This is a genomic window from Streptomyces sp. NPDC007983 (assembly GCF_042958345.1).
Classification (GTDB): domain Bacteria; phylum Actinomycetota; class Actinomycetes; order Streptomycetales; family Streptomycetaceae; genus Streptomyces.
The window spans coordinates 1-25456 of the sequence record NZ_JBIBJI010000005.1; the positions used below are offsets into that span (position 1 = coordinate 1).

23 protein-coding genes and 2 pseudogenes are annotated in these 25456 nt (G+C 72.7%); 8 read left to right on the top strand and 17 right to left on the bottom strand.

The genetic code is table 11. The annotated features are described in order from the left end of the window. Together ACFZCY_RS16965 and ACFZCY_RS16970 are read right to left on the bottom strand one after the other, a co-directional pair. Positions 1-254: pseudogene (locus ACFZCY_RS16965) on the bottom strand (ABC transporter permease); the annotation flags it as partial. A gap of 58 nt (positions 255-312) precedes the next feature. Beyond that, complete coding sequence (locus tag ACFZCY_RS16970) at positions 313-1227, bottom strand: ATP-binding cassette domain-containing protein (RefSeq protein WP_391173719.1); 915 nt, start codon at positions 1225-1227, stop codon at positions 313-315. 107 nt (positions 1228-1334) lie between these two features. On the opposite strand from ACFZCY_RS16970, the gene ACFZCY_RS16975 reads away from it, so the two are divergent. Both ACFZCY_RS16975 and ACFZCY_RS16980 read left to right on the top strand, forming a co-directional pair. Then, positions 1335-2549: a histidine kinase gene (locus ACFZCY_RS16975; protein ID WP_391173723.1), complete on the top strand. Its 1215-nt coding sequence runs from the start codon at positions 1335-1337 to the stop codon at positions 2547-2549. Positions 2550-2563: 14 nt separating this feature from the next. Continuing rightward, complete coding sequence (locus tag ACFZCY_RS16980) at positions 2564-3226, top strand: response regulator (RefSeq protein WP_391173725.1); 663 nt, start codon at positions 2564-2566, stop codon at positions 3224-3226. Between the two features lie 43 nt (positions 3227-3269). On the opposite strand, the gene ACFZCY_RS16985 is transcribed toward ACFZCY_RS16980, so the two are convergent. Further along, the gene (locus ACFZCY_RS16985; protein WP_391173727.1) at positions 3270-3716 is read right to left on the bottom strand and encodes a hypothetical protein; all 447 of its coding nucleotides are present in this window, start codon (positions 3714-3716) and stop codon (positions 3270-3272) included. Between the two features lie 24 nt (positions 3717-3740). Between ACFZCY_RS16985 and ACFZCY_RS16990 the strand changes: the two genes are divergently transcribed. From ACFZCY_RS16990 to ACFZCY_RS17000, 3 genes and pseudogenes are all read left to right on the top strand, one after another. After that, on the top strand, positions 3741-4373 hold the full coding sequence (locus ACFZCY_RS16990) for a hypothetical protein (RefSeq protein ID WP_391173730.1): 633 nt from the start codon (positions 3741-3743) through the stop codon (positions 4371-4373). A 744-nt stretch (positions 4374-5117) separates the two neighbouring features. Next, positions 5118-5935, top strand: a pseudogene (locus tag ACFZCY_RS16995) (IS5 family transposase). A 315-nt stretch (positions 5936-6250) separates the two neighbouring features. Beyond that, on the top strand, positions 6251-7156 hold the full coding sequence (locus tag ACFZCY_RS17000; protein WP_391173733.1) for an alcohol dehydrogenase catalytic domain-containing protein: 906 nt from the start codon (positions 6251-6253) through the stop codon (positions 7154-7156). Between the two features lie 717 nt (positions 7157-7873). Here the strand turns inward: ACFZCY_RS17000 and ACFZCY_RS17005 are convergent. The 3 genes from ACFZCY_RS17005 to ACFZCY_RS17015 are packed head-to-tail and all read right to left on the bottom strand — an operon-like array spanning position 7874 to position 11215. Beyond that, positions 7874-8170, bottom strand: coding sequence for an SCO4225 family membrane protein (locus ACFZCY_RS17005; protein ID WP_391173736.1), 297 nt, complete (start codon positions 8168-8170; stop codon positions 7874-7876). 52 nt (positions 8171-8222) lie between these two features. Then, the gene (locus ACFZCY_RS17010; RefSeq protein WP_391173739.1) at positions 8223-8906 is read right to left on the bottom strand and encodes a response regulator; all 684 of its coding nucleotides are present in this window, start codon (positions 8904-8906) and stop codon (positions 8223-8225) included. After that, positions 8903-11215 carry a histidine kinase gene (locus tag ACFZCY_RS17015; RefSeq protein WP_391173741.1) on the bottom strand — a complete coding sequence of 771 codons (2313 nt, stop codon included), beginning with the start codon at positions 11213-11215 and terminating at the stop codon, positions 8903-8905. Before ACFZCY_RS17015 ends, ACFZCY_RS17010 begins: the two co-directional genes overlap by 4 nt. A gap of 195 nt (positions 11216-11410) precedes the next feature. Between ACFZCY_RS17015 and ACFZCY_RS17020 the strand changes: the two genes are divergently transcribed. Together ACFZCY_RS17020 and ACFZCY_RS17025 are read left to right on the top strand one after the other, a co-directional pair. After that, the gene (locus ACFZCY_RS17020; protein WP_391173744.1) at positions 11411-11860 is read left to right on the top strand and encodes a DUF5707 domain-containing protein; all 450 of its coding nucleotides are present in this window, start codon (positions 11411-11413) and stop codon (positions 11858-11860) included. Between the two features lie 167 nt (positions 11861-12027). After that, positions 12028-12585 (top strand): DUF2165 family protein, encoded by a 558-nt coding sequence (locus ACFZCY_RS17025; protein WP_391173746.1) that lies wholly within the window; start codon positions 12028-12030, stop codon positions 12583-12585. Here ACFZCY_RS17025 and ACFZCY_RS17030 read toward each other — a convergent pair. From ACFZCY_RS17030 to ACFZCY_RS17050, 5 genes are all read right to left on the bottom strand, one after another. Beyond that, entirely contained in the window at positions 12550-13527 is a 978-nt protein-coding gene (locus tag ACFZCY_RS17030; RefSeq protein ID WP_391174388.1) for a PfkB family carbohydrate kinase, read from the bottom strand. The genes ACFZCY_RS17025 and ACFZCY_RS17030 overlap by 36 nt on opposite strands. Before the next feature lie 5 nt (positions 13528-13532). Continuing rightward, on the bottom strand, positions 13533-15041 hold the full coding sequence (locus ACFZCY_RS17035; RefSeq protein ID WP_391173748.1) for a cytosine permease: 1509 nt from the start codon (positions 15039-15041) through the stop codon (positions 13533-13535). Positions 15042-15124: 83 nt separating this feature from the next. Continuing rightward, positions 15125-16132, bottom strand: a complete 1008-nt coding sequence (locus ACFZCY_RS17040) for an ADP-ribosylglycohydrolase family protein (RefSeq protein ID WP_391173751.1) — start codon at positions 16130-16132, stop codon at positions 15125-15127. Between the two features lie 63 nt (positions 16133-16195). Further along, the gene (locus ACFZCY_RS17045; RefSeq protein ID WP_391173753.1) at positions 16196-16912 is read right to left on the bottom strand and encodes a GntR family transcriptional regulator; all 717 of its coding nucleotides are present in this window, start codon (positions 16910-16912) and stop codon (positions 16196-16198) included. Positions 16913-16988: 76 nt separating this feature from the next. Continuing rightward, a complete protein-coding gene (locus ACFZCY_RS17050) occupies positions 16989-17813 on the bottom strand; it encodes a hypothetical protein (RefSeq protein WP_391173756.1) in 825 nt (274 codons plus the stop codon). Between the two features lie 121 nt (positions 17814-17934). On the opposite strand from ACFZCY_RS17050, the gene ACFZCY_RS17055 reads away from it, so the two are divergent. Next, positions 17935-18573, top strand: a complete 639-nt coding sequence (locus ACFZCY_RS17055) for an FCD domain-containing protein (RefSeq protein ID WP_391174391.1) — start codon at positions 17935-17937, stop codon at positions 18571-18573. Here ACFZCY_RS17055 and ACFZCY_RS17060 read toward each other — a convergent pair. From ACFZCY_RS17060 to ACFZCY_RS17085, 6 genes are read right to left on the bottom strand one after another with little or no spacing between them, the layout of a single operon-like run. Continuing rightward, entirely contained in the window at positions 18570-20009 is a 1440-nt protein-coding gene (locus tag ACFZCY_RS17060) for an aminopeptidase P N-terminal domain-containing protein (protein WP_391173759.1), read from the bottom strand. The genes ACFZCY_RS17055 and ACFZCY_RS17060 overlap by 4 nt on opposite strands. Next, entirely contained in the window at positions 20002-20967 is a 966-nt protein-coding gene (locus ACFZCY_RS17065; protein ID WP_391173763.1) for an ATP-binding cassette domain-containing protein, read from the bottom strand. The genes ACFZCY_RS17060 and ACFZCY_RS17065 overlap by 8 nt, the downstream gene beginning before the upstream one ends. Then, entirely contained in the window at positions 20964-21770 is an 807-nt protein-coding gene (locus tag ACFZCY_RS17070; RefSeq protein ID WP_391173765.1) for an ATP-binding cassette domain-containing protein, read from the bottom strand. The genes ACFZCY_RS17065 and ACFZCY_RS17070 overlap by 4 nt, the downstream gene beginning before the upstream one ends. Further along, the gene (locus ACFZCY_RS17075; protein ID WP_391173767.1) at positions 21767-22756 is read right to left on the bottom strand and encodes an ABC transporter permease subunit; all 990 of its coding nucleotides are present in this window, start codon (positions 22754-22756) and stop codon (positions 21767-21769) included. The genes ACFZCY_RS17070 and ACFZCY_RS17075 overlap by 4 nt, the downstream gene beginning before the upstream one ends. Further along, entirely contained in the window at positions 22756-23715 is a 960-nt protein-coding gene (locus tag ACFZCY_RS17080; RefSeq protein WP_391173769.1) for an ABC transporter permease subunit, read from the bottom strand. The genes ACFZCY_RS17075 and ACFZCY_RS17080 overlap by 1 nt, the downstream gene beginning before the upstream one ends. Beyond that, the gene (locus tag ACFZCY_RS17085) at positions 23715-25424 is read right to left on the bottom strand and encodes an ABC transporter substrate-binding protein (RefSeq protein ID WP_391173772.1); all 1710 of its coding nucleotides are present in this window, start codon (positions 25422-25424) and stop codon (positions 23715-23717) included. The genes ACFZCY_RS17080 and ACFZCY_RS17085 overlap by 1 nt, the downstream gene beginning before the upstream one ends. Between the last annotated feature and the right edge of the window lie 32 nt (positions 25425-25456).

Below are 25456 nucleotides of genomic sequence, written 5' to 3' on the forward strand. Positions count from 1 at the left end.
AGGGCGCCGCCCGCGTACTCGGAGGAGACGGCGGTGGCCCCGAAGGCGATGGCGGCGATCTGCGCGAAGTTGATGGCGTAGAAGGCGCCGAAGACGGGGTCTTCGCCACCGTCGGCCTCCGCCCGGCCGACGGTGGCGAAGACCAGCACGGTGATGGCCAGCGTGGCGGCGAAGACCGCGACGAGGGAGCCGAAGCTCGCCCGGATGGATCTGATCTTCAGCCACTCGGAGTGCAGCACCGCAGTGACGGGCATGGTCGGGTCTCCTCTTCTCGGGTGGTGGGGGCGGCTTCTCGGGTGGTGGGGCCGCTTCTCAGCTGGTGGCGGCGGTGAACTCCGCCTCGTCCGCCGTGAGCGCGAGGTAGGCCTGCTCCAGCGAGGCGCGTTCGTCGGCGAGTTCGGACACGGGGATGCCCTCGCGGGCGGCCACGGCCCCGATCTGCTCGGCCTTGGCGCCTTCCACCACCCATCCGCCGTCCTCGCCTTCCAGGACCGTGAATCCGCCGGTCAGCAGCGTGGCCCTCAGCCGGGCGGGGTCGGTGGTGCGTACCCGTACGCGGGCCCGGCTGTGCCGCTCGATGAAGTCGGGCATGGAGACGTCGGCGAGGAGGCGGCCCCGGGCGAGGACGACGAGGTGGTCGGCGTAGGTCGCGGTCTCGTTCATCAAGTGGCTGGAGACCAGGATCGTGCGGCCCTCCCCGGCGAGTCGGCGCAGCAACGCGCGGATCCAGATGATCCCTTCCGGATCGAGGCCGTTGGCGGGCTCGTCCAGCAGGAGCACGGGCGGATCCCCGAGGAGCGCGGTGGCGATGCCGAGGCGCTGGCGCATGCCCAGCGAGAAGGTCTTGACGCGGCGGCCCGCCACGGTGGCGAGACCGGTCTCCTCGAGGACCTCGTCCACACGGCGGCCCGGAAGGCGGTTGCTGACCGCGAGGCAGCGCAGATGGTCACGGGCGGTCCGGGAACCGTGGGCCGCCTGCGCGTCGAGCAGGGCGCCGACCGTGCGCAGGGGTTCGCGCAGGGTCGCGTACGGGCGACCCGCCACCGTGGCGGTGCCGGCGGTGGGGTGGTCGAGGCCGAGGATGAGGCGCATGGTGCTGGACTTGCCCGCGCCGTTGGGGCCGAGGAAACCGGTGACCCGGCCCGGTTCGACGCTCAGGGTGAGCCGGTCGACGGCGCGGGTGCTGCCGTACTCCTTCGTCAGGTCGTGTACGTCGATGCTGGTCATGGCTTCAGCCTGGCCGTACGGAAAGGTGGCGGGCCTCCCCCGCCGGAGGAGACCGTCTCCCCCGTGAGGGGGAACCACCGCCCCGCCCGCTCTGCCACGATGACGGCATGCCAGGCCCTCTGCTGCCGCTGACCCGTGCGGTCACCTACACCCGCTGGCTTCATGTGCTGGTGGGGGCGATCGTGCCGTTCGTCTGCGGCGCCATCTATCCGGGGCTGACCCGTCCCGCCCCGACCGACTGGCTGCTGATCGCGGCGCTGCCGGTTCCCCTGGTCCTGGCGGCGGCCGTGGTGCCCGAGGTGCGCCGGGCGGAGGGGCTGCAGGCGCGGCTGATGCTGTTCCCGGGGCCGCACGCGCGCGTGCGCGGTGAGGAGGACCCGGGGGTCTCGGCCGCGCCGTCCGCCTCGTGGAGCGACCGGGCCAGGACCGGTGCCTGGCTGGTGCTGCGCCTGGAGGTGGGGCTCGCCGTCGCGCTGGTGACGGGACAGTTGATGGCGCTGTGCCTGTCGCTCGCCGGGGCGGCCGCCGGGCAACCCGGCGTGGGCGACGCGCCGTTGCGGGTGTCCGGCGGGGGCTGGGGGTATGCCCTGCTGGTCCCGGTGCCCCTGCTGGTGCTGGCCGCCCTGGCCGCCGGGGCGGGCGCCCTCATGGCGGAGGCCGCCCGTCGACTGCTCGGCCCGTCGGCCAGGGAGCGGCTGGCCGAGTTGGAGGAACGTACCGAGCGGCTGCTGGAACGCAACCGCATCGCCCGGGAGTTGCACGACTCCCTCGGCCACGCCCTCACCCTGGCCGTGGTGCAGGCGGGTGCCGCGCGGGCGGCGGGCGACCCGGACTTCACCGACCGGGCGCTGGAGACCATCGAGGAGTCGGGGCGGGCCGCGCTGGAGGACCTGGAACGGGTCCTGATGGTGCTGCGCGAGACGGCGCCGCCGGCCGGGGCTCGCCCGGCCCTGGGCGACGCGGACCGGCTGCTGGAGTCCGCCCGGTCCTCGGGGGCGCGGATCGACGCCGAGGTGACCGGTCCGCTGGAGCGGGTGCCGGGCCCGGTGTCGCGCGAGGGCTACCGGATCCTCCAGGAGGCCCTGACCAATGTGCTGCGGCACGCGGGCCCCGTCCCCGTCCGCGTCCGCATCGCCGTGGACGAGGCACGGCTGAGGCTGGAGGTGCGCAACCCCCTGTCCGCGCCGGCGGCGGTGGCCGTCACGGGCGGCGGCAGCGGGCTGCGCGGGATCCGGGAGCGCGCCGCGCTGCTCGGCGGCGAGGCCCGGACGGAGCGGGACGGCGGCCAGTGGCTGGTCCATGTCGACCTGCCGCTGGGGTGATCTAGGCTGGGCGGATGCTCACCGTTCTCCTGGTCGACGACGAGCCTCTGGTGAGGGCGGGCCTGCGCGCCGTACTGGAGGCGCAGCCGGACATCGAGGTGGTGGGCGAGGCGGCCGACGGCGCCGCCGTGATCCCCCTGGTGCGTCGGCTGCGGCCGGACGTCGTCGCCATGGACGTGCGGATGCCGCTGATGGACGGCATCGAGGCCACCCGGGCCGTCCTGCGCACGGTGCCGGACCCGCCGAAGATCATCGTGGTGACGACCTTCGAGAACGACGAGTACGTGTACGGGGCGCTGCGCGCGGGCGCCGACGGGTTCCTGCTGAAGCGGGCGCGACCGGCGGAGATCGTGCACGCCGTGCGGCTGGTGGCGGAGGGCGACTCGCTGCTGTTCCCGGCGGCGGTGCGCCAGTTGGCCGCCTCGTACGGTGAGACCCACGGCAGCGCCGAGGGCCGGGCGGCCCTGGAGCGCGCCGCGCTGACCGAGCGGGAGGGTGAGGTGCTGCGGCTGGTGGCCCGCGGGCTGTCGAACGCGGAGGTCGCGGCGCGCCTGGTGGTGGGCACCGAGACCGTCAAGTCGCATATGAGTTCCGTCCTGGCGAAGCTCGGTGCGCGGGACCGCACCCAGGCGGTCATCGCCGCGTACGAGTCCGGCTTCGTCTCGCCGGGCCACTGACCCGTCGGCAGCGCCGGCCACGCCCCGGGCGGCGGTGCCCGCGTCAGGTGAAGAACCCTATGTAGGACGAGGCGAGGCTCGAGACCAGCCAGAACACGCCGAAGGCGATACCGATGATGATCAATATCGCCAGCACTCTGTCCACCTTGCCGACGGACGTGAACGGAGATCGGGGGTCGGGATCATGTGGGCTCATTGACCCAACATACGACAATAAGTCGGCGCGTGTGACGACTCGTTGATGATCCTGTAACCCATGGTCCACCTGGGCGGCTACGCCGGTTCCATCCTCCCGGCCGCGCTCGGGTACAACGAAGATCGCCGGAAGCGGGGCGGACTGCTCCAGCCGCACCGGCCCGGCCGCCGCACCGGCCCGGCCGCCGCGCCGATCGCGCCGATCGCGCACTCCAGGTGCCCGGCGCGCGGGCGCGGCGCGGTCAACCCCGTTCTGGGCCCGGAAGTCCGCAAAGTCCTCGCTCAATGGGCTCACGGCGTCACCTTGCCCCAACGCCAGGTGGCCGTCGCGCAGGTGTGCGGGAGGAATCTGGCCCGTGAATACACCAGCGTCGCGCTGACCAGGCTGAAGTACCTCCTGCGAACGTCTGAGCACGAGGAGGTACGGGCGGCAGCGCTGACCACGCTGAAGTCCCTGCTGGGCGACGCCGATCTTTCGGCGCGGGTGCTGAAGACGCTCGTCGACTGGACCGCGCCGGAGAGGAACACTTCGGAGAAGGGAGGGTCCAGCCACACTGCCTTCCTCGACGTGTTCGCTCTGGACGACACCGAATCCTCCGCGTCGCCGGTCCCCCTCCTCCTCAACGCGGAAGCAGAGCACGGCGAGGCCGTCCGCGAGTTGCTCCGCGAAGGCTGGCAGGCCACATGGCGCCGTCCTGAACAACGCGAGCGCGCGGCGGAGGTGCTCGGTCAGTGGTGCGACGCGGCTGAAGCCGGTGAGCTGCCCGGAGATGCCGTGGAGGATGTCGTCGCCGTCATCTTCTCGGCCCAGGTGGATGTAATGGGCGGCGAACTCGACAGGCTCATCGCCGGCACGGCGCCGTTCCGCACCCAGCTGCGTACGCGCCTCTTCGAGGTTGTCAGGGAGATGGCGGCACGCGGGGCGGCGGCCAGCACCCACAGCGCCGTATGAGGCCGCGTCTCTTCCGCCGGGGTGACGCCGGTTCCGCGAGGCAGGAGGACCCGGCCCTTCGGAAAGACCTTCACCGCCCAGCTGCCCAGCGCGGACCACGGTCTCTATTTCGACGTGCGTTTCGCCTACGACTGGACATCGGAGGCATCGCAACGGGCTCCGGTCCTGCACGGCGACGCCGTGGCACGGTCACTGCTGACAGACCATGCCGCGGAAGCCCTGCGCACCTACCCCATCCTCATGGCCGGGCCACGGTGATCGTCAGGGAGGACACACTGCTGGCTGTCGGCCGCCGGAGCGAGGCCGCCGAACGGCACCGCGTCGAGGGGGCAGCCCACGTCGCACGCCTGGAACTGCTCCGTGCCTTTCACGGCCCGAGCACAAGGACGCGGGCGATGGATCTTCTGGAGACCGTCCTGAGCCTTCTCGCGCCCGAATCGGCGGCCTCGGCACGTGCAGAGGCAGTAGAGCAGATGGGTCAAGCCCCGGTGTCCGAACCATCTTGATCCCCGCAACCGTAACGGTCGGCCGGAGCCCGGCAGCACCAGCTACTGGGCACCGGTCGTATCGCGAAGCCGCTTTCACTTGATCCATGCGTGGTGAGTAACTCGCCGCATCTGCACCTCTGGAGGGGGTCCGTGGACGAAGCAGAAGTGGCGGAAGCGCGCCCTCCCTTAGAACTCCTAACGAAATGATCTTCGAGGTGGTTGGATCACTCCAGGACCGGTGATTCGGAGGTGTGGAGTGGCACGGCCGAAGCCGTGGGAAGCCGACGACGAGCTGTGGGCGGTGATCGAGCCGTTGCTGCCCAAAGTCGAACGCCGGGCTCGCCACCCCGGGCGCAAGCGGCATCCGGACCGTCTGGTGTTCCAGGGCATCCTGTTCGTCCTGCACACCGGAATCGCCTGGGAACACCTGCCGCAGGAGCTTGGCTTCGGTTCGGGCATGACCTGCTGGCGCCGTCTGGCCGAATGGACCGAGGCCGGGGTGTGACGCCGGCTGCACGAGGCCCTCCTGGCCGAACTGCGCGGCGCGAACGCCCTGGACTTCTCCCGGGCGGCGGTCGACGGTTCCCACATCCGGGCGCTAAAGGGGGCCCCAAGACCGGACGAAGCCCCGACGGCCGGGGCAGGACGGGCAGCAAGCACCACCTGATCACCGACGCCACCGGCATCCCGCTCGCCGCCACGCTGACCGGTGGCAACCGCAACGATGTCACCCAGCTCATCCCGCTGCTGCAGGCCGTGCCGCCGGTGCGGGGCAAGCGCGGCCGACCTCGGCGCCGCCCGGACGTGGTGCTGGGCGACCGCGGCTACGACCACGACCAGTACCGCCGCCTGGTCCGGGATCTCGGCGTGAAACCACTGATCGCCCGCCGCGGCACCGAGCACGGCTCCGGCCTCGGCACCCAACGCTGGGTCGTCGAACGTGCCTTCGCCCACGTGCACTGGTTCCGCCGCCTGCGGATCCGCTGGGAGATACGCGACGACATCCACGAAGCCTTCCTCACCCTCGGATGCGCACTCATCTGCTGGCGACGTCTGAAGTCATTGCGGCAGTAGTCTTCACTGCACGTGAGAGCAGTCGGAATCAGGTCCCGCGCGATGGTCGAGCCGGTCGCGCACAGCGAGCAGGTCGGTGATCCGCTGGTCGATGCGGAAACGCTCGGACGTCAGCTGGTCCAGGAGTGCCGGGGGGGGCTTCACCTGAGTCCACGCACGGCAGCACCTGGCGGACCACTCTGTTCGGGAGGCCCGCCCGACTTGCACCTGACGCCAACGTGAGGTTCTAGCGTTGTGGGCGTCGGCGCTCGCCGAACATTCACCCCGTTGATCTCACGAACGGCCGGTTCAGGCCGCGTGGAGAGGCAGAACGACATGCGCGCAGTCCGTTATCACGAGTACGGCGGTGTGGAGACCCTTGTGGTCGAGCAGGTGCCGGACCCGCATCCCGGACCCGGTGAGATCCGCGTCCGCGTCGCGGCGGCCGGCGTCAACCCCGTCGACTGGAAGGTGCGTTCCGGTGCGGTGCACGAAGTACTCCCCGTGGATCTGCCTGCGATTCCTGGGCGTGATGCCGTCGGCGTGGTCGATGAGATCGGTGAAGGCGTGCAGGAGATGAGCATCGGTGACCGTGTCTTCGGGCTGGGCGGCGTCACCGGCGCGACAGCGGAGCTGGCCGTGCTCTCGGCCTGGGCCCATGCGCCTGCCACGTGGACCGACGAGGAGGCCGCCGGCGCCGGTCTGGCATCTGTGACCGCAATGGGCGGGCTGAAGGCGCTCGGTCCCTTGCGGGGGCGCACCCTTCTCGTCGAGGGGGCCGCCGGAGGCGTGGGCAGTGCTGCGGTCGAGATCGCGGTGGCTCAAGGTGCCACCGTGATCGGGACGGCCAGCGAGCGCAACCACGAGTTCCTCGCCTCTCTCGGAGCCGTTCCCACCACCTACGGCACCGGCCTCGCTGAACGCCTCGCCACCCTGGCTCCGAACGGTGTCGACATCGCGCTCGACACCGCTGCCTCCGGGTCACTGGCCGATCTCATTGCGATCGTGGGCGACCCTGTTCACGTGTCGACGATCGCCGACTACACCAACGCGCATCGCCTGGGCGTACATGTGGCCAACGCGGAGAACGACTCCACACTCCTCGCCGAAGCAGGCGAACTCGGCCGGCAGGGCCACTACACACCGCGCATCGAGCGGACCTACCCACTCGAACGGATCGCGGAAGCGCACGCATACGCCGAACGCGGACACACGCGAGGGAAGATCGTGGTCCGCATCTGACCTTGCCCCACTATTCGGGAGTTCCCGCGGCCCCGGCCGCGGGAAGCGTGCACCTCCAGATCACCGGTCCCGGCGTGAGCCAAGAGCAGGCCGCTGCGCTGCGGCCGCGGATCGCGGCCATCGGGCATGGCCTGGTGGACACAATGGAGGCAAGGCCGAGCCCGCCAATCTCCTGGCGGGTTTCGCGGATCCACTGCCGGTGCGGGTCATCGGCGCCCTGCTGGGCGTACGACCGGAGCGGAACTGGCATCGCTTCTCGTACTGGTCGGGCACCCTAGTCTGCTCGGGCCGCTACGACGAGCGGGAGCTCCGCGCGCGTGCGAAGAGCTGCTGGCGTATCTCGGCGACCACGTGGCCGGGAAGCAGTGGCCGCCGGGTGGCAGCCTGATCAGCCAGGTCATCGAGATCACCGACACCGCCGGCCGCCCCCTGCCCGAGGCGGTTCTGGCCCGGATCGCACGTAGCTGATGGTCCCCGACCCGGACGCGATGGACCTGAGCCGTCCCTCTCAACCGGCGCATCTCCTTCGTCGCCGGTTCCACGCGTGCGTCGGCCAGGCGCTGGCCCGCACCGAACTGTGGGTTGCCCTGGAGATCCAGCTGGAGCGGCTGCCCGGGCTCGATATGGCCGTGCGTTTGGCCGAGCTGGTGCGGCGCGGGGCTGTTCACGGGAGGCTTCGAGCGGGTTCCCGTGGTGTGGCAGCGGGACGCGTGGGGCTCAACGGCGCAGCGCGCGGGCGCACCAGCCGATGACGGCCGCGTTGACCAGCGCCCCGAGGACGACGGCGACGACGAGTGCCGCCGCGTGGTCCGGCAGTACGAGCAGTACGAGGCTGACCGGGGCGGTGGCGAGGAGCGGGATGACGCCCGCCATGGAGTCGTCCGAGCTGTCGGTGGTGGTCACCACGAGCGCCCAGACGAGCAGAGCGGCGCACACCGCGAGGTAGACGCGGGCGGCGATGGTGCGGAGGGCCTGGCGCAGGTGGCGGGGGAAGGGGCGGCCGGGATCGGTCATGGTGGGGGGCTCCTCGTCTCACGTGCTGGTTCGGGTGGGGGTCAGGTGGGGGTCATATGGGGCTGCCGGGCAGGTTCGGGCGGGCGAGGCCGAGGTCGTACGCGAGGATCGTCGCCTGTACCCGGTCGCGCAGCCCGAGCTTGCGCAGCAGCGCGTTCACATGGGATTTCACGGTGCCGACGGTGATGCCGAGGTCGTCGGCGATCTCCGCGTTGTTGAGGCCGGAGGCGACCAGAGTGAGGACGTCCCGTTCGCGGCCGGTCAGGCCGTCCAGCTCGCGGGGGCCGCTGCCGTTCCCGGTCCCGGGGACCCTTCCGGAGGCGTAGTGGCCGATGAGCCGGCGGGTCGCGGTCGGGGCGAGCACGCTCTCGCCCGCCGCCACCACCCGGATGCCGTGGAGGAGTTCGGCGGCGTGCACGTCCTTGAGCAGAAAGCCGGAGGCACCGGCGCGCAACGCGTCGAAGACGTAGGCGTCGAGGTCGAAGGTGGTCAGCACCAGGACCCGGGGGGCGTTCTCGCGGCCGGTGATGATCCGGGTGGCGGCGATGCCGTCCAGTTCGGGCATCCGGACGTCCATGAGGACCACGTCGGGCGCCAGCTCGTCGGCGAGGCGTACGGCGGCGGCGCCGTCACCGGCCTCGCCGACGACCGTCATGTCCTCCTCGGCGTCGATCACGGCGGCGAACCCCGCCCGTACGACGCCCTGGTCGTCGACGACCAGCACCTTGAGGCTCATCGCTCCCTCTCCTCGTCTTCGTGGTTCCGCGGCGCGGCGGCGGCCGGATCGAGTGGCATCCGCAGGCGGAGCGTGCCCGGCGGGCCGGTGGTCAGGGTGCCGCCGAGCGCCGCCATCCGCGCGGCCAGCCGCTCGCGCACGGCGGGGCGTTCGACGCGGGGTACCCCGGTGGCGTGGAGTGTCAACGTGTCGTCTTCCACGTCGAGTTCGAGCAGCGCGGGCTCCTCGCCGACGACCGACAGGACCGTCTCGGCGGCATGGTAGGCGGCCAGGTCCACCGCGGTGGGCAGCCGCTCCGGCACGCGGTCGGTCAGCCGTATCCCGACGTCGCGGCCGGTGGCCCGGCACTGGTGGACGAGCAGGTCGAGGGCCTGGAGGGTGGGCCGGGGCCGCAGTTCGGGCGCGGTCTCGCCCTCCCGGACCGTGTCGAGGAGGGCGCGCATCGTGGCCAGGGCCTCGCGGGCGCGTTCGGCGGCCGCGTCGAGCCGGCCCGCCTCCGCCTCGGCGACCATGCCGGCGGTGTGCGTCAGTACGGTGGTCTCCAGCCCGGCGGCGATCCGGCGACGCTCGGTCCACGCGTCCCGGACGGCCTCCTCGGTCCAGGCGGCGAGGCGTTCCTCGTGGGTGCCCCGGGCGGCCCGGGCGCGCCGCCCGCGTACGGCTCCGGCCCACCGGGCCCCGCCGACCGCCAGCGAGGCCCCGGCCGTGGCCGCCGCGGCGACCGCCCAGCCGGGGACCGTCGTGCCCCGGTCCAGTACGGCGGCGGTGGCGGCCGCCGCGTGCACGGCCACGGCCGCGACCGGGGCCAGGAGACGGGCCGCCGTACGGGCCTCCCGGGCCGCGTCCGCGCCGAGTGCCGCGCAGGTGGCGAGGATGCTCAAGGCGGGCGGCAGCAGGGCCGGGCCGGTGTACGCGCCCATGGCCATCGCCACCGGCCAGAGCGGGACCAGCCCGAGCAGGACTCCGTGGGCGGTGCGGGGCGCCCGGCGCAGCCACAGCAGCGCGACCGCCTGGGCGGCGGCCAGCAGCGCGAAGAGCACTCCCGCGGACACCGGCGGCCCGCCCGGTGTGTGCTCCGCCCGGATGACCAGGGCCGGGAGCAGCGGTTGCAGACACAGCCCGGTGGCGGCCGTCAGCTGCGCCAGGCGGTAGCCGCGCGGTACGGACCGCTCGGCGGGGGCGGCGGTCCGGCCGGGCAGGACGGCCCGCACCTCCCAACCGCCGTCCGCCGTGGGGCCACTGGCCAGGGTGCCGCCCGCCTCCCGGGCCCGGGCCCGCAGGAAGCCCTGGCCGCGTCCGCCGCCGAGGCCCGCGCCGTACGCGGCCGAACCGGCCGGTGGTGCGGCGCTGGTGACCACGACTTCCGTGCGGGTGTCGCCGTACCGGCACCGCACGTTCGTCCGCGCGCCGGGGGCGTGGCGTGCCACGTTGGTCAGCGCCTCGCGCACGATGCCGTAGGCCGCGTCGGCGACGGCGCCGTCCGGCAGGGGGTCGATCTCGCAGTCCACCGGCTGGTCCAGCCGCCGGAACCCCGCGATCAGATCGCGCAGCCGTTCCTGTGGTGACGGCAGGTCCTCCCGCGAGGGTGCCGGGGCCCGCACCGCGCCGAGCGCCCGAGTGACCTCGCGGCCGGTCTCGGCCGCGAACTCCAGTGCCTCGCCGGTGAGTTCGGGGCGACGGTCGCGCAGTCCGAGCGCGGCCCCCGCCGAGACCACCACGGCCGTCAGATGGTGGGCGCTGACGTCGTGCAACTCCCGTTCCATGCGGCGCCGCTCGACCGCCGGGAGCCGGTGGCGCTCGGCCTCGGCCCGCCTCAGCACGTGTTCGGCCGCGCGCCGCGCGCGGCGGGTGCGCCGCACCAGCAGGCCGGTGCCGCACGCGGCGGCGTACAGCAGCGCGGTCAGCACGAGGCCGAGTCCGTCCCGGTCGCCGAGCCCGTGCAGGCCGATGCCGTGCAGCAGCTGCCAGGCGGCGAGCGTCACCACGCACAACACGGTGGTGAAGGTGTCGCGTTCGGTCGCCACGGTGAACAGGGCCAGCGCCACACCCGCCGTCCCGAGGACCGTCACCGCGCCGGTGGGCAGCGGCCCGGCACCCAGGGCGCAGACGGCGGCGGTCAGGGCGAGCGCGGCCACCGGGCGCGTACGGCGGAGGGCCAGGGCGGCCGTCACCAGTCCCCCGCCCAGGGCCGCCACCAGGAGGGCGGACGCGGGCGGGACGGCCCCGCGCACCAGCCCCGCCCCGGGCCACACCACGGCCTGGGCGCAGATCAGCAGGACCGGGATCAGCCGGCCGTCGTTTCGGTTCATAGCGGTTCAAGGCTATGTCCGCAGGTGAGGGCCGCCTCTCCGGCTGGAGGCGGATTCCGTCTCTACCTCTGGTTCAAGGCGGCAATCATCCCGCAGCGCGAAGACCGTGCCGGGTCCGGGTCCATAGAGTCGATCACATCGAGAGGGCGGCCGAACGCCCCGGTGAAACCACCCTGATGAATCCAGGAGATACCCATGTCCAAGCGTGTTCTCGTGTCCTCGCTCATCGGCGTGACCGTCCTCGGCGGCGTCGCCGCCGGTGGCCTCGCCACGGCGTCCGCCGCGTCGAAGCCGACCGTGGAGAACGGCTCGGCCCGCTACGTCGCTCCGTCGAACGGCGCCCCGGGCGCCCTCACGTACACCGCGGACGTGAGTGACGACTCCGGCATCCGTGGCCTCAAGGTTGTCGCCTGGCCCGCGAGTTCCAAGCTCGACCCGACCGCGGCGGAGCTTCGGCACGCGGAGGGCGCCACGTGCCGGAGCACCACGGCCGAAACCTCCCGCTGCACCTACACGCTGCGGGTCACCGAGGAGGAGGCAGCCGAGCTGGCCGAGGGCACCTGGTACGTGTCGGCGCTGGCGACGGCCGAGGACGGGGACACCGCGTTCGTGCCCCGCGGCGCCTCCTTCGACGTCACGCGCTGACCCGTCGCCAGCCCACGGGCCGGCGACGGAAAACGTACCGCCGCTGGACTGTTCTCCTCTGCATGGTGGATGATCCAGCACGATCAGCGGGACCAAGCGGGATCCAGGGGGATCCAGGGGGAGGACCAGCGGCCGTGGCGAGAGAAAACGTGGTGGGAGAACGTGCGGTGAGGGAACGAGCGGACGGGACGCGTTCGTCCCGCACCCTCGCCGCCGTCTCGGCGGTGCTCACCGGGACGATGGCGCTGTACATCGCGCTCGTCGCGTTCGGCAACATCACCGATTTCGGTACCAATCAGCAGTTCGTGCGGCACGTCCTGGCGATGGACACGACGTTCAAGGACGACGACCTGATGTGGCGGGCGATCACCTCGACCGCGCTCCAGGACGCCGCCTACATCGCCATCATCGCCTGGGAAACCCTCGCCGCCCTCGTCCTCCTCGCCGCGACGGCCATGTGGTGCGTGAGCCTGCGCGGAGGCGGAGGCGGGGGCGGCATACGCCGCGCCCGGCGGGCGGGCACCGTGGGGCTGTTGATGCTGATGCTGCTGTTCGGCGCCGGGTTCATCGCCATCGGCGGCGAGTGGTTCTCCATGTGGCAGTCGAAGTCGTGGAACGGGCTGGACGCCGCCACGCGCGTCTTCCTGCTCTCCGGGATCGTCCTGCTGCTCACGCACCTGCCCTCGGCCTCAGCCGAGCGCGCCGAGCCCGGCTCCGAGGGCTGATCGGACCGTCGAGGCGGCGGGTCCGTCGCCGTCCAGGAAGCCCAGGAGTTCGTCGCGGGTCGGCCCGGTGGCGGGCCCGCGCCGGGTGACCGCGAACGCGGCCGCCGCGTTGGCGCCCCGTACCGCGTCGAGCGGGTCCAGGCCGCCGCCGAGGAGGGCCAGCAGGGCTCCGGCGTGGGCGTCGCCCGCGCCGTTGCTGTCGACTGCGGTCACCTGACGGCCGGGGACGTGCACGGCCTCGCCGCCGGGCGGTACGAGCCAGCACCCGGCCGCGTCGGCCCGCAGGATCACCCCGGTGTCCGGGCCCAGCCGGGCGGCGAGCGCGGCCGCGGTGCGCCGGGCATCGTCCAGTCCGGTCAGCAGCCGCCCCTCGCGCTGGTTGCAGCTGATCCAGTCGCAGCGGGCCAGGGCCACGCGCAGCACGTCTTCGGGGATGTCGGCGACGAGCGGCCCCGGGTCGAGGAAGACCCGCGCGTCCGGGGGCAGCCGCGCGATGAGCCGGGCCAGGACCGGGCCGCCCGCCGGGTGGGCGAGCGCGTATCCGGAGACCTGCACCAGATCGCCGGGCCGCAGCGCGGCGAGCACCGCCGCCGCGTCGGCATCGGTCAGCCGGGCCTCCGCTCCGAGGCTGGTGGCGAAGGTCCGCTCGCCATCGTCGTCGACGAGGGCGACGCAGAAACCGGTGTCGGTGTCCGGCAGCGGGGCAAGCAGCACCTCGATGCCTTCCCGCGCGAGGTCCGCCCGGACGCGGTCCCCGAACGGCCCCGAGCCATGGGACCCGGCGTAGACGGCGGGCAGGCCGAGGCGGCGCGCGGCCGCGAGGACGTTGAAGCCGCCGCCGGTGACGAAGGTGGTGTCCGTGGAGACGACATCGCCACCGCGTTCGGGCAGTGCGGGGACCCTCATGACCAGGTCGACGATGGCGTTGCCGAGAAGCAGCATGCGGCTCACGCGGGCTCCTGTGCGGTCGGCTCGGGCAGCGTGTGCGCGGGGGCGGGCGGCTCGAAGGCCTCGCCGGAACCGTCGGACAGCGCCGTGGCGCCGCCCAGCCACCGCAGCACCGCGTAGACGCCCGCGGCGAGGGCGAGGGTCACGACCCACCCCAGGCCGTTGGTGCCGACCCAGGTGCCGGAGAGCGGTCCGGCGAACCAGACGTCCTTCGGGCCGGTGGCGGCCTCGGTGAAGAGCAGTCCCACCACGATGGCCACCAGCCACGCGCCCAGCGCGGCCCAGCGGACGCCGCCCCGGAACCAGTAACGGCTGGTGGGACCCACGTCCATCAGCGCCGCGCGGTCGTAGGACCGCCGGAGCATCAGGTCGACCGCGAAGACTCCCACCCAGGCGGTGATCGGCACGGCCAGGAGGGTGAGGAAGGTGATGAACGGTCCGTAGAAGTCCTTGGCGATCAGGATGAAGTAGATGCCGCCCGCGAAGGTGACGACCACGTCCAGCCCGACGGCCACGGTGCGCCGGACCCGTATCCCCAGGGTGATCATGGTGAGCCCGGCGGAGTACACGGACAGGTGGTTGGAGAGCAGCAGTCCGCCGAAGGCCGCGATCAGATACGGGATCGACATCCACGAGGGCAGCATCGCGTTGATGGCCGAGACCGGGTCGGCGGCCGAGGCCAGGTCCGGCTGCCCCGCCGCGAGCAGCGAGCCGAGCGAGATGAGCACGACCAGCGGGATGCCCGCGCCGAACGCTGAGGCGGCCACCAGCTTGCGGCCGGGGATCTGCCGGGGCAGGTAGCGGGCGTAGTCGGCGCCCGCGTTGGCCCAGCCGATACCGGTGCCGGCGGCGACCATCCCGGTGCCCACGATCATCGCGCTCACCGGCCCGGCGGGGGCCTGGAAGACCTTGTCCCAGGCCACGGTGGCGCCGAGGAAGGCGATGACGACGAGGTTGAGCACCCCGAAGGCGTAGGTGGCCCACTTGTTGATCCACATGATGGTGGCGTGCCCGAGACCGCTGATCAGCAGGGTGCAGCCGATGAAGACGAGCAGGCAGACCACGGTGAGGACGGCGTTCTGGTGGATGCCGAACGCGACGTTGAGCAGGGCCAGCAGGGCGAAGGCGGCCGTGGTGGTGTTGATGGTCTCCCAGCCCAGGCGGCTCAGCCAGGTGATGAGGGTGGGGCCCGCGTTGCCGCGGACTCCGAAGACCGCGCGGGAGAGGGTGAGGGCGGGCGCGCCACCGCGTTTGCCCGCGATGCTCAGCGCTCCCACCAGGGCGAACGAGCCGAACGAGCCGATGATGGCCACGAGGGCCGCCTGCCAGATGTTCAGGCCGCGGAAGCTGACGAGGGCGGCGCCGAGCGGCAGCCCCAGGATGCTGATGTTCGCCGCGAACCACGTCCAGAACATCTGCCCGGGGTGGCCGTGGCGCTCGGTGTCGGGCACCGGCTCGATGCCGCGTGTCTCCACCGCGCCGACGCGGTCGTCCTGCGATGCGGCCATGGTCGTACCTGTCTTTCTGTGCGGGACTGCGGGCCGTCCGCGCCGCCTTCGGGGACTGGGCGTGTGGCGCGGGCGGCAGGTGGTCACCCGGCTGCGGCGGCCCGCAGCTCGAGGAGGGAGGTGGCCAGCGGCTCCAGGTCGAGGCCGTTGACGGAACGGAGGGTGGTGAGCGCGTCGGCGGGGAGGGCCGAGGCGCCGCTGATGGATCCGGCGATCGCACCGGCGATGGCGCCGATGGTGTCGCAGTCGCCGCCGAGGTTCGCCGCCAGGAGGCAGGCGCGCCACGGTTCGCCGTCGGCCAGGGCGAGGACGGCGAAGGCCGCGGGCACCGACTCCTGGCTCGCGACGCTGGTGCCCACGAGGTCGTTGACGCGGTCCAGGGCCCGCTCCTCGGGCAGGCCGCGGACCAGTTCCACGGCCCACTCGATACGGGCCGCGATGGATGCGCCGTACACCCAGTGGCCGCGCTCGGCACCGGCCGCCGCGGCCGTGATCGCCGCGGCGAAGGCGTCCTCCAGACCGCCGCCGCCGACGCCACGGCTCACCGCGGCGGCCACCGCCGCGGCGGAGGCGATGCCGAGGGTGGTGTCATGGGTGACCCGGCAGGCCGCCGCCACCTGGTCGACGAAGGATTCGAGGGGCTTGTCGGGGAAGGCGACGCCGACCGGGGTGATCCGCATGGCGGCGCCGTTGGTGGAGCCCGACCGGCCCGCCTCCTCCGGCGGCACACCGCGCGAGACGGCCTCCAGGGCGGCCTTGGTGGAGGGGCCGAGCAGGTCGAACGAGCCCTTGGCCTTCATGGCGCGCTCCCACTCCAGCAGCTCCTGGGCGAGCCGCAGCGGGTCGATGTGTCCGTTGCCCTCCACCAGCAGTCGCCCCACCAGCACGGCCTGATCGGTGTCGTCGGTGACCGCCCCGGCGGGCATGCCGGCGCTCACCGGATTCTCCGCCGGTCCCGGCTCGAAACCGGTCACGGTGCCGAACCGGGCGACGATCGACCGCCGGGGCATGATCTGGGTCGGCATGCCGAGGGCGTCGCCCATCGCCAGGCCGTACAGGGCTCCGAGTGCGCGGTCGTGCAGGTGGTTCATCAAGGCTTCCTGTCGGGGTGATCGGGGTGAGGGGGGTGAGGGGGGTGGCGGGCGGGCGGCGGTTCAGTGGGGCGGTTCGCCGAAGCCCAGGTGCAGCTGGAAACGGGCGGGGTCCAGCAGGCTGGTGACGTGTTCGACGACGCGGCCGTCGGCCCCGCGGCTGACCCTGCGGGTGCGCAGGAACAGGTCGCCCTCGGCGCGCCGCAGCAGGGCCGCCTCGTCGGCGTCGAGCCCGGCCACGGACGCCCACTCGTCGCCGTGGGTGGCGCGGACCCCCGCCGCGGCGAGGGTCTTGGTCAGCGAGGCGTCCACCAGGCCGCGCAGCGGCACCTGGGCGAGCGCCGGGAGCAGCGGGACCCTGCTGCGCTCCAGCGAGACGGGGGTGCCCTCGGGCAGGATACGCAGCCGGTCCAGGGCCAGGAACTCGGCGCCCTCGATGCCCAGCTCCCCGGCGAGCGAGGCGTCGCGCACCGCCTCCAGGCGCAGCACCTCGGTGGTGATCCGGGCGCCCTGGTCGGCCAGGGCCCTGGTCCAGCCGAGCCGGTTGTCCAGCAGGCCGCCGTCGAAGGTGACGAACGAGCCGACTCCGGCGTGCGTGGAGATCAGCCCTCGTTTGTTCAGCTCGTCCAGGGCCTGCCGGACGGTGTTCCGGCTCACCGCGAATCGCCGGGTCAGCGCGTGCTCGCCGGGCAGCCTGCTACCCGGCTCCAGGGCACCGCTGTGGATCTCACGCGCCAGGACACCGGCGATGCGCTGATGCTTGAGGACCTGTTCAGTCATGTCCAGAAGCTAGCTGTACCTGTTCAGTCCTGTCCAGACCTCCAGCCGTCGGGAACGAGTCGGCGATGGTCGCGGCTCAGCGCAGTTGGTCGTATGTCCCGGCCGCGGTGAACGCGTCGTTGATCGGCGTGACGAGCTCGGCGAGGCGACGGGCGCCCGCGTCGCCGATCGGCGCCCACAGCGGGGCGCACAGCTCGTCGGTCTCGACCTCGATCCGCTCGCGCGCCGCGGTGCCCTCGTCGGTCACGGTGCCGTCGGCGTCGAGCCAGCCGCGCGCGGCGAGACGCGCCGTCGCCGCGGCCCACTCCTCGTCGCTCCACTGACGGGTCGAACGCGCGAGCCCCACCGGGACGCGGCCCGTCGCGGCCTGCAGGACGTTGCAGTCGCACGCCCCGAGGCCGTGGGCGGCGAGCACGACGAGATGCGCGTCGCCGCGCCACTCGCGCACCACCGTGATCTGCTGCCACAGCGCGACGAGCGGATCGGACGGGAGCGCGACCGCCGCGTTCGCGGCGGCCAGGGTCTTGCCCGCGTAATCGGCGCCGGCGACGACCGGGTCGATCAGCGACCGCGCCTCCGCGATCTGATCGGCCGTGAGGTTCACGCCGACGCGCTGTAACGCACGGTCGGCACCGGCGAAGCGGGCGGCCTGCCACTGCTCGGGCGACGCGGCGTCCCACACGCCCGTCATGGACCGCACCGCCCGCGGGCTGAAGTTGTAGAAGGTCGCGAGCGCGACCTGCCACGGGACCGCCCCCATCGCGGCCGACCGGAAGGCGAAGTACGCCGGTCCGCGCTCGGTCACGCCGAGCTTGGCGGCCTCCTCCGCGGCTTCGGGGACGAAGTAGATGAACATGTGGGCCGCGCTCATGGCGCCGCTGACCGCGCGTATGTCGCTCATGCGACTGCTCTCCCTGATGAGTTGAAGATCCGTCATCGGAAACTGACGGTTGATCATCGACCATAGCAGCAATAATCGATTATCGAAGAGAGCCGTCTATGCTGGGGATATGCCACAGAAGATGCTTTCCGAGCAGGTCTACGCCTGCCTGCGGGATGCGATCATGCGTGGGGACTACGCCCCCGGCGAGGCCCTCAAGCCGCAGGACCTGGCCAGGGAGCAAGGTGTGAGCCTGGCCGTCGTGCGCGAGGCGCTGGTGCGGGTGGTCGGCGACGGCCTCGCCGACCGGCTGCACAATCGCGGCTTCGCCGTTCCCGCCCTCACCGACCGGTGTTGGCAGGAGATCACCGAGGCCCGGCGCACGATCGAGCCGGCCGTCCTGCGCATGTCCGTCGAGCGGGGCGACGTCGACTGGGAGGCCCGCGTACGGGCCGCCCACCACCGTCTGGCCCGCACCCCGGCGTACTCGCCGGAAGAGGGCACGTACTTCTGCGACACCTGGTCCGAGGCCCATCGGGTGTTCCACCGGACTCTGCTGGAGGGCTGCGGCAACGCCGTGCTGCTGGAGACCTTCGACCGGATGTGGACGGCGAGCGAACTGGCCCGCCGCTGGTCGGCACACCGCGCCCCCGGCCGGGACGGCGCCGACGAGCACCGGCGGCTGGAGGAGGCGGTGCTGGCCCGCGACGCCGACGCCGCGGCCGCGCTGCTGGTCCAGCACCTCACCCTGACCGCGACCGCCCTGACCGACCCTTCCTAGGGGGTCCGGCGCTCCATCCAGCGCTCCAGGCCCGCGGCGTCCAGCGGCAGGTCCGCCGAGAGCACCTCGGCGCCGTCGGGGGTCACCAGGAGGTCGTCCTCGATGCGGATCCCGACCCCGCGCAGCTCCGGCGGGACGCTCAGGTCGTGGGCGTGGAAGTACAGGCCGGGTTCCACGGTGAGCACCATGCCGGGGGCCATCTCGGCGCCCTGGTACGCCTCGTACGAGGACTGGGCGCAGTCGTGCACGTCGAGCCCGAGGTGGTGGCCGATGCCGCAGACCAGCCAGCGGCGGTGGTGCTGGCCACGGTCGGACAGGGCCTCGTCGGCGGAGACCGGGAGCAGCCCCCAGTCGTCGAGGCCGTGCGCGATGACCTCCATGGCTGCCTGGTGGAAGTCGGTGAAGCGCTTCCCGGGGCGCACCTGGGCGAGCGCCGCGCGGTGGGCCTTCTCGACCAGGTCGTGGACCTGGGTCTGCGCGGCGGAGAAGCGGCCGGAGGCGGGGAAGGTGCGGGTGACGTCGGCGGTGTAGAGGTCGCGGGTCTCGACGCCCATGTCGAGCAGGACCACGTCGTCCGGGCGCACCGGGCCGTCGCAGCGCACCCAGTGCAGGGTGGGGGCGTGCGCGCCGCTGCCGACGATCGTGGCGTAGCCGGGGCCGTTGCCGTAGGTGCGGGCGTGGCGTTCGAAGGTGCCCTGCAGCCAGCGCTCGCCGGGGCCTTCGAGGGCGGTGGGGAACTCCCTGAGCACGGCGGCGAATCCGGAGACGGTCCGGTCGACGGCCTCGCGGAGCCGGTCGATCTCCCAGTCGTCCTTGATCATGCGCAGTTCGGCGAGGGTGCGCTCCAGTTCGGCCGAGGGCTTGTGGTCGTCGGTGGTGAGGGGCCCGGTGATCAGCGGGTCGGTGAGCCGGGTCAGCGCGGACTCCAGCTCACCGGCCGGGCGCACCTCCAGTTGGAGCGCGTCCGCCCAGTCGCCGGGGCCGGGGGCGGCGCCGACCCACAGCTCTCCGTAGGCGGCGTCGGAGAAGAACCCCGGCTCGCCGGGGTGGGCCGGGGGCGGCAGGTAGAGGGTCGCGTCGTGGCCCGTGCCCGAGGGCCGCAGGACGAGGACGGCGTCCTCGGCCGAGCAGCCGGTGAGCCAGGCGAAGTTGCTGTCCGGGCGGAAGTCGTAGCGGGTGTCGTTGCTGCGTACGGCGGCGCTGCCGCCGGCCACGACGATGGCCCGGCCGGGGAACAGCGCGCCGAGCCGGGCGCGGTGCGCGGCGGCGGCCTCGGGTGCGCCGGGGGTGGTGGGCGGCGTGCGGTCGGGGGTGGCCCAGCCCTGGCTCATGTACGCGGCGAAGCCGGGGATGTCGCCCAGCCGGGGCAGGCGGGGGTCCGGTTCGGTGGGGACGGGCCCGGACCGGCCGGGGGTCGTGGTCGTCCGGTCAGCCATGGGTGGTGCCTCCTTGGTCGCTCGTACGATCGTTGCCCGGCCGGTCCGCCGCTCGAACGTCGCCCGTCCGGTCGCCGCCCGGCCCGGCGGCCGCCCGGCCGTCGCCGCGCCGCCCCGCGGCGGCCCGGGCGCGGCGGGCGCGGTCCCAGTCGGGGTTGATGCGCGGGACCGCGGCCAGCAGGGTGCGGGTGTACGGGGCCCGGGGGTCGGCGAAGACGCGTTCGCACGGGCCCGTCTCCACGATGCGTCCCTCGCTCATGACCGCGACCCGGTGCGCGATGCGGCGCACCACGGCGAGGTCGTGGGCGATGAAGAGGTACGCGAAGCCGCTCTCGCGCTGGAGCCGCCGCAGCAGGTCGAGCACCTGGGCCCGGACCGAGACGTCCAGGGCGGAGACGGCCTCGTCGCAGATGACGAGCCGCGGGTCCACGGCGAGCGCCCGGGCGATGCCGATGCGCTGGGCCTGACCGCCGGAGAACTGCGCGGGGTAGCGCTGGGAGTGGTCGGGGTCGAGCCCGACCCGCTCCATCAGCTCCTTGGTGAGGGCGCGCCGGCCGCCCTTGGGGGCGATGCCCTGGTAGTCCAGCGGCGCCATGAGGATGCGTTCCACGGTGTGCCGCGGGTTGAGGGAGGAGTAGGGGTCCTGGAAGACGACCTGGACTCCCCTGCGGAACCGGGCGAGGGCGGGCCCCGTGGCCCGGGTGACGTCCTCGCCCGCGAACTCCAGGCTGCCGCCCGTCGGTTCCATCAGCCGCGCGGCCATCCGGGCCGTGGTGGACTTCCCGCTGCCGGACTCGCCGACGACGGCGAGGGTCTCCCCCGCGCGGATGTCGAAGCCGACCCGGTCGACGGCGGTGAACGCGGCCTTCCGGCCGAGCATCCCACCGGGGCCCCGGCCGACGAAGGTCTTGGTCAGCTCCCGCGCCCGCAGCAGCGGTTCACCCGGTGACGCGCTCACCGTGGCACCTCCTCGATGCGCGGCACGCTCTCCAGCAGCGCCCGCGTGTACGGGTGCCGCGGATCGGAGAAGATCCGCTCGGCCTCCCCGTACTCGACCGGGTCGCCCTCGCGCATCACCAGGATCCGCCGCGCGAGGGAGCTGACGACGGCCAGATCGTGGGTGATGAGGACCATCCCGGTGCCGGTCCGCTGCTGGAGCCCGGCGAGCAGCCGCAGGATCTGTGCCTGGACGGTGACGTCGAGCGCGGTGGTCGGCTCGTCGGCGATCAGCAGGGACGGGGAGCAGACGAGCGCCATGGCGATCATGACGCGCTGGCGCTGGCCGCCGGAGAACTGGTGCGGGTAGTGGTCCACCCGCCGCCCGGGTTCGGCGATGCCCACCTGCGTCAGGGCTTCGACGGCCACGGCCCGGGCGGCCTTGCGCGAGCCGCCGCGGTGGGCCCGGTAGGCCTCCTCGATCTGGAGGCCCACCGTGTAATAGGGGTTGAGCGAGGACAGCGGGTCCTGGAACACCATGGAGATCCCGTCGCCCCGGATCCGGCGCAGCTCGCGGTCGGGGCGGCCGAGCAGTTCCTCGCCGTCGAGGCGGACGCTGCCGGTGGCCGTCGCGCCGCGGGGCAGCAGTCCCATGATGGCGAGGCTGGTCATGGACTTTCCGGAGCCCGACTCCCCGACGATGCCGAGGGTTTCGTCCCTGTCGACGGTGAAGGAGACGCCCTTGACGACGTCGACGGGGCCGCGGGTGGTGGGCAGGGTGACGGTGAGGTCGTCCACCACCAGAAGCTCCTTCGATCCGCTCATCGGATCCTCACTCTCGGGTCCAGGGCGGTGTAGACGAGGTCCACGACCACATTGCCGACCACCACGAAGAAGGCCGCCAGCAGCGTGACCGCCATGATCACCGGCTGGTCGTTCTTCGCGATCGAGTCGGCGGCCAGCTTTCCGATGCCGCCGAGGCCGAAGACGGTCTCGGTGATGAGGGCGCCGCCGAGCAGCCCGGCGAAGTCCATCCCGAAGAGGGTGGTGACGGGGGTGAGCGCGGGCCGCAGCGCGTGGCGGCGCAGCACCAGGGACCGCTTGAGCCCCTTGGCCCTGGCGGTGCGCAGGAAGTTCTCGGACAGCGTCTCGATCACATGGGTCCGCGTCAGCCGCGCGTACAGACAGGCGTATCCGGCCGCGAGCACCATCCACGGCATCAGATACGACTGGAACCACCGCGCCGGGTCGTCGGAGAAGGCGACGGCCGAGGGGAACGGCAGCCATTCGAGCTTGACGACGAGCACGTACTGGAGGACCAGGGCCAGCACATAGTTGGGGACGCTGATCCCGCCGAGCGCCAGCGCCATCGCGCCGCGGTCCCACCACGTCCCCTGCCGTACGGCGCTGAGCAGCCCGGCGGCCACCCCGACGAGCAGCCACAGCACCGCGGCGCCGATGGCCAGGGTGGCGCTGACCGGCAGCCGTGCGGTGATCATGGACCAGACGGACTCGTCGGTCTGGAAGCTGTAGCCGAGGCAGGGCGCCGGGCAGTGGACGAGCGTGGCGCCCGAGCCGTAGTCACGCCCGGCGAAGATCCCGCCGAGGAACGCCCCGAACTGGCTGAGGAAGGGCCGGTCGAGGCCCAGTGCCTCGCGGATGGCGCCGATCCGCTCCTCGGTGCAGGTCTTACCGCAGATCATCACCGCGGGGTCGGGCGAGAGCTGGAAGAAGATGAGGTAGGTGAACAGGCAGACGGCGAAGAGGATGACGACGACACCGGCGAGCCGTCCGATCAGGTAGCGGACCATCAGGCGGCGGCCTCCCCCTCGTCGATGGCGTGCCGCAGCCGGTCCCCGAGCACGGTCAGCGACAGCACGGTGAGGAAGAGGAACGCGCCCGGGATCACGAAGTACATCGGGTCGACCTGGTACCAGCTCACCGAGTTGGCGATCATCTGGCCCCAGGACGGGGTGGGCGGGGTGATGCCGACGCCGAGGAAGGACAGCCCGGCCTCGGTGCCGATGTAGCCGGGCACGGCGAGCGTGGCCATGACGGTGATCGGGCCGCGCAGATTGGGCAGGATCTCGCGGAACACCAGATCGCGGTCGCGGGCGCCCGACGCCCTGGCCGCCTCCACGAACTCCCGGCTCGCCAGCGCCATCGTCTGCCCCCGGATGACGCGGGCGAGATACGGCCAGCCGAAGCCGCTGATGACCACCACCAGCAGCACCGGCCGGTTCCCCGCCGGCAGGGAGGACAGGATCGCGATCATGAAGATCAGCGCGGGGAACGCCATCAGGAAGTCCATGACCCGGGAGATCACCTGGTCCACCCACCCCCGGTAGAACCCGGCGAGCATGCCGAGGACGACACCGAGCACCCCGGTGAGCAGGGTGCAGGAGAGCGCGATCAGCAGGGACACGCGGGCGCCGTGGACGATGCGCGCGAGGATGTCCCGGCCGTTCTGCGGTTCGACGCCGAAGAGGTGCTCGGCGCCGATGCCCCCGAACGACCCCCTGGGCACCCCGCCGAGGCCGGTGTCGACGGCGGAGGAGTCGAAGGCGTACGGGCCCCAGCCGGTGAGCGCGGTGATCAGCGGGGCGCACAGCGCCACCAGGCAGAGCAGCCCGAGGAACGCGGCGGCGGCCACCGCGGCGCGGTCGCGCCGCAACGCGGCGGCGACGCGGCGGCCCGAAGTGAGCGCGGGCGCCGGGCTCGTGGCCAGGCCCTGGGCCTCGGCGTCCGGGAGCGGTGTGCCGACGCTCATCAGGACCGGCCCGGGTCCGCGAGGCCGACGGAGACCAGGTCGATGCCGCCGGAGAAGCCCGCGTGGAGGTACGCCCCCGCGATGTTGCTCCCGACGACGCCGACGTACTTCTCGTACATCAGGGGCACGACCGGGGCGAGCTTCATGATCTGCTCGTCCAGCTCGCCGTACGCGGCGTTCTGCCGGTCCACGTCCTTCATGGCGGCGATCTCGTCGATCCGGTCGTTGACCCCCTTGTCGTCGAGCTGCGCGAGGTTCTGGTTGCCCTTGGCGGCGATGGTGCGGCCGTCGAACAGCGGCGGCAGGAAGGTGGCGCCGGACGGCCAGTCCGGGCACCAGCCGGTGATCGCCGCGTCGTGCTGCTGAGAGGGGGTGCCGATGGCCTCGTAGTAGGTGGCGGTGTCGATGGTGTTGAGCTTGACGTCGATCTTCAGCGGGGCCAGCGCCTGCTGGATCGCCACGCCCTGCTGCTGCATGGACGGCTGGGAGCGGATGTCGAGGGTCAGGGTGAAGCCGCCCCGGGCCCCCGCCTCGCCGAGCAGCCGCCGCGCGGCCGTGAGGTCGCCCTTGCCGCCCTCGCTGGGGTACGGGTCGTAGGCCTTCCGGCCGACGACGGTCGGCGGCTGGATGGAGGTGGCCCGCTGCGCCTTGGCCGTGCCGCCGACCGCGTCGACCTGGGTCGCCTTGTTGACGGCGTACGCGATGGCCTGGCGCACCTTGACCTGGTCCAGCGGCTTCTTGGTGGTGTTCAGGCCCAGGTAGGTGGTGCAGCCGGTGAGCCCGGAGAGGGTGCGTTTGCGCACGGCGGGGGTCTGGATCCGGGCGACGGTGGCGGGCTGGATGCCGGACCCGCCCGCGATGGCGCCGGCGTCATCGCCCTGGCCCGCGATCATGCGTTCGTCGATGGTGGCGCCGTCCAGGCCGAAGGTCCACGCGAAGTGGTCCGGCCGGGCGGTGCGGATGGTGTCCGTGTCGGGGTCCCAGTGCTTGTTGCGGTCCAGCGTCAGCGAGGCGCCGCGCTTGTAGGAGGCGATCTGGTACGGGCCGGAGGCGATGGGCGCGCGGTCGAACTCCCCCTTGCCGCCGGTGCCCTTGGGGAAGGGGACGAACGTGGGCTGGGCCGTGACGCTGCCGAAGTCCGCGTAGGGCTTCTTCAGATGGAAGACGATCGTCCGCGCGTCCGGGGTCTGGATCGTGGGCAGGTCCCCGGAGGCGTACGGGCCCCGGTAGCCGTCAGGGGCGTCGATGAGCTGCTTGGCGTACGGGGAACCGATGCCGATCTCGGGGTCCCAGGCCCGTGAGACTCCGAACTTCACCTCCGCGCTGGTGATGGGGTCGCCGTTCTGGAAGCGGAGCCCCTTCTTCAGCGTGAACGTCCAGGTCTTGCCGCCGTCGGAGGGGGTTCCCGTGTCGGTGGCGAGGTCGGGCCGGATGGTCGTACCGGCCTTGCCGGGCGCCGCGCCCTGGGTCGTCAGGGTGCGGTAGATGAGGCGGTAGAAGTTGTTGACGCCGCCGTCGAAGCCGCGGGCCGGGTCGAGGTGGGAGAACGCCACGTTGGTCAGGACGCGCACGGTGCCGCCCTTGGCCGCCTTGCCGCCGGGCCCGGCCGCGGAGGAGGCGCCCTGCGGGCCGCCGCCGGAGCAGGCGGCGAGTGCCAGGGCCAGTGAGGAGGCCAGCGTGGCGATCCGGAGCGAGCGCGGTCTTTTCACGGTGCTTTTCACTGTGCCTTCTTTCGGGGCTG

Excerpts from the sequence above, each read along its gene's own strand:
- ACFZCY_RS16970 (WP_391173719.1), bottom strand. The coding sequence starts at position 1,227 with ATGACCAGCATCGACGTACACGACCTGACGAAGGAGTACGGCAGCACC.
- ACFZCY_RS16975 (WP_391173723.1), top strand. The coding sequence starts at position 1,335 with ATGCCAGGCCCTCTGCTGCCGCTGACCCGTGCGGTCACCTACACCCGC.
- ACFZCY_RS16980 (WP_391173725.1), top strand. The coding sequence starts at position 2,564 with ATGCTCACCGTTCTCCTGGTCGACGACGAGCCTCTGGTGAGGGCGGGC.
- ACFZCY_RS17000 (WP_391173733.1), top strand. The coding sequence starts at position 6,251 with ATGCGCGCAGTCCGTTATCACGAGTACGGCGGTGTGGAGACCCTTGTG.
- ACFZCY_RS17005 (WP_391173736.1), bottom strand. The coding sequence starts at position 8,170 with ATGACCGATCCCGGCCGCCCCTTCCCCCGCCACCTGCGCCAGGCCCTC.
- ACFZCY_RS17010 (WP_391173739.1), bottom strand. The coding sequence starts at position 8,906 with ATGAGCCTCAAGGTGCTGGTCGTCGACGACCAGGGCGTCGTACGGGCG.
- ACFZCY_RS17015 (WP_391173741.1), bottom strand. The coding sequence starts at position 11,215 with ATGAACCGAAACGACGGCCGGCTGATCCCGGTCCTGCTGATCTGCGCC.
- ACFZCY_RS17020 (WP_391173744.1), top strand. The coding sequence starts at position 11,411 with ATGTCCAAGCGTGTTCTCGTGTCCTCGCTCATCGGCGTGACCGTCCTC.
- ACFZCY_RS17030 (WP_391174388.1), bottom strand. The coding sequence starts at position 13,527 with ATGCTGCTTCTCGGCAACGCCATCGTCGACCTGGTCATGAGGGTCCCC.
- ACFZCY_RS17035 (WP_391173748.1), bottom strand. The coding sequence starts at position 15,041 with ATGGCCGCATCGCAGGACGACCGCGTCGGCGCGGTGGAGACACGCGGC.
- ACFZCY_RS17040 (WP_391173751.1), bottom strand. The coding sequence starts at position 16,132 with ATGAACCACCTGCACGACCGCGCACTCGGAGCCCTGTACGGCCTGGCG.
- ACFZCY_RS17045 (WP_391173753.1), bottom strand. The coding sequence starts at position 16,912 with ATGACTGAACAGGTCCTCAAGCATCAGCGCATCGCCGGTGTCCTGGCG.
- ACFZCY_RS17050 (WP_391173756.1), bottom strand. The coding sequence starts at position 17,813 with ATGAGCGACATACGCGCGGTCAGCGGCGCCATGAGCGCGGCCCACATG.
- ACFZCY_RS17055 (WP_391174391.1), top strand. The coding sequence starts at position 17,935 with ATGCTTTCCGAGCAGGTCTACGCCTGCCTGCGGGATGCGATCATGCGT.
- ACFZCY_RS17060 (WP_391173759.1), bottom strand. The coding sequence starts at position 20,009 with ATGGCTGACCGGACGACCACGACCCCCGGCCGGTCCGGGCCCGTCCCC.
- ACFZCY_RS17070 (WP_391173765.1), bottom strand. The coding sequence starts at position 21,770 with ATGAGCGGATCGAAGGAGCTTCTGGTGGTGGACGACCTCACCGTCACC.
- ACFZCY_RS17075 (WP_391173767.1), bottom strand. The coding sequence starts at position 22,756 with ATGGTCCGCTACCTGATCGGACGGCTCGCCGGTGTCGTCGTCATCCTC.
- ACFZCY_RS17080 (WP_391173769.1), bottom strand. The coding sequence starts at position 23,715 with ATGAGCGTCGGCACACCGCTCCCGGACGCCGAGGCCCAGGGCCTGGCC.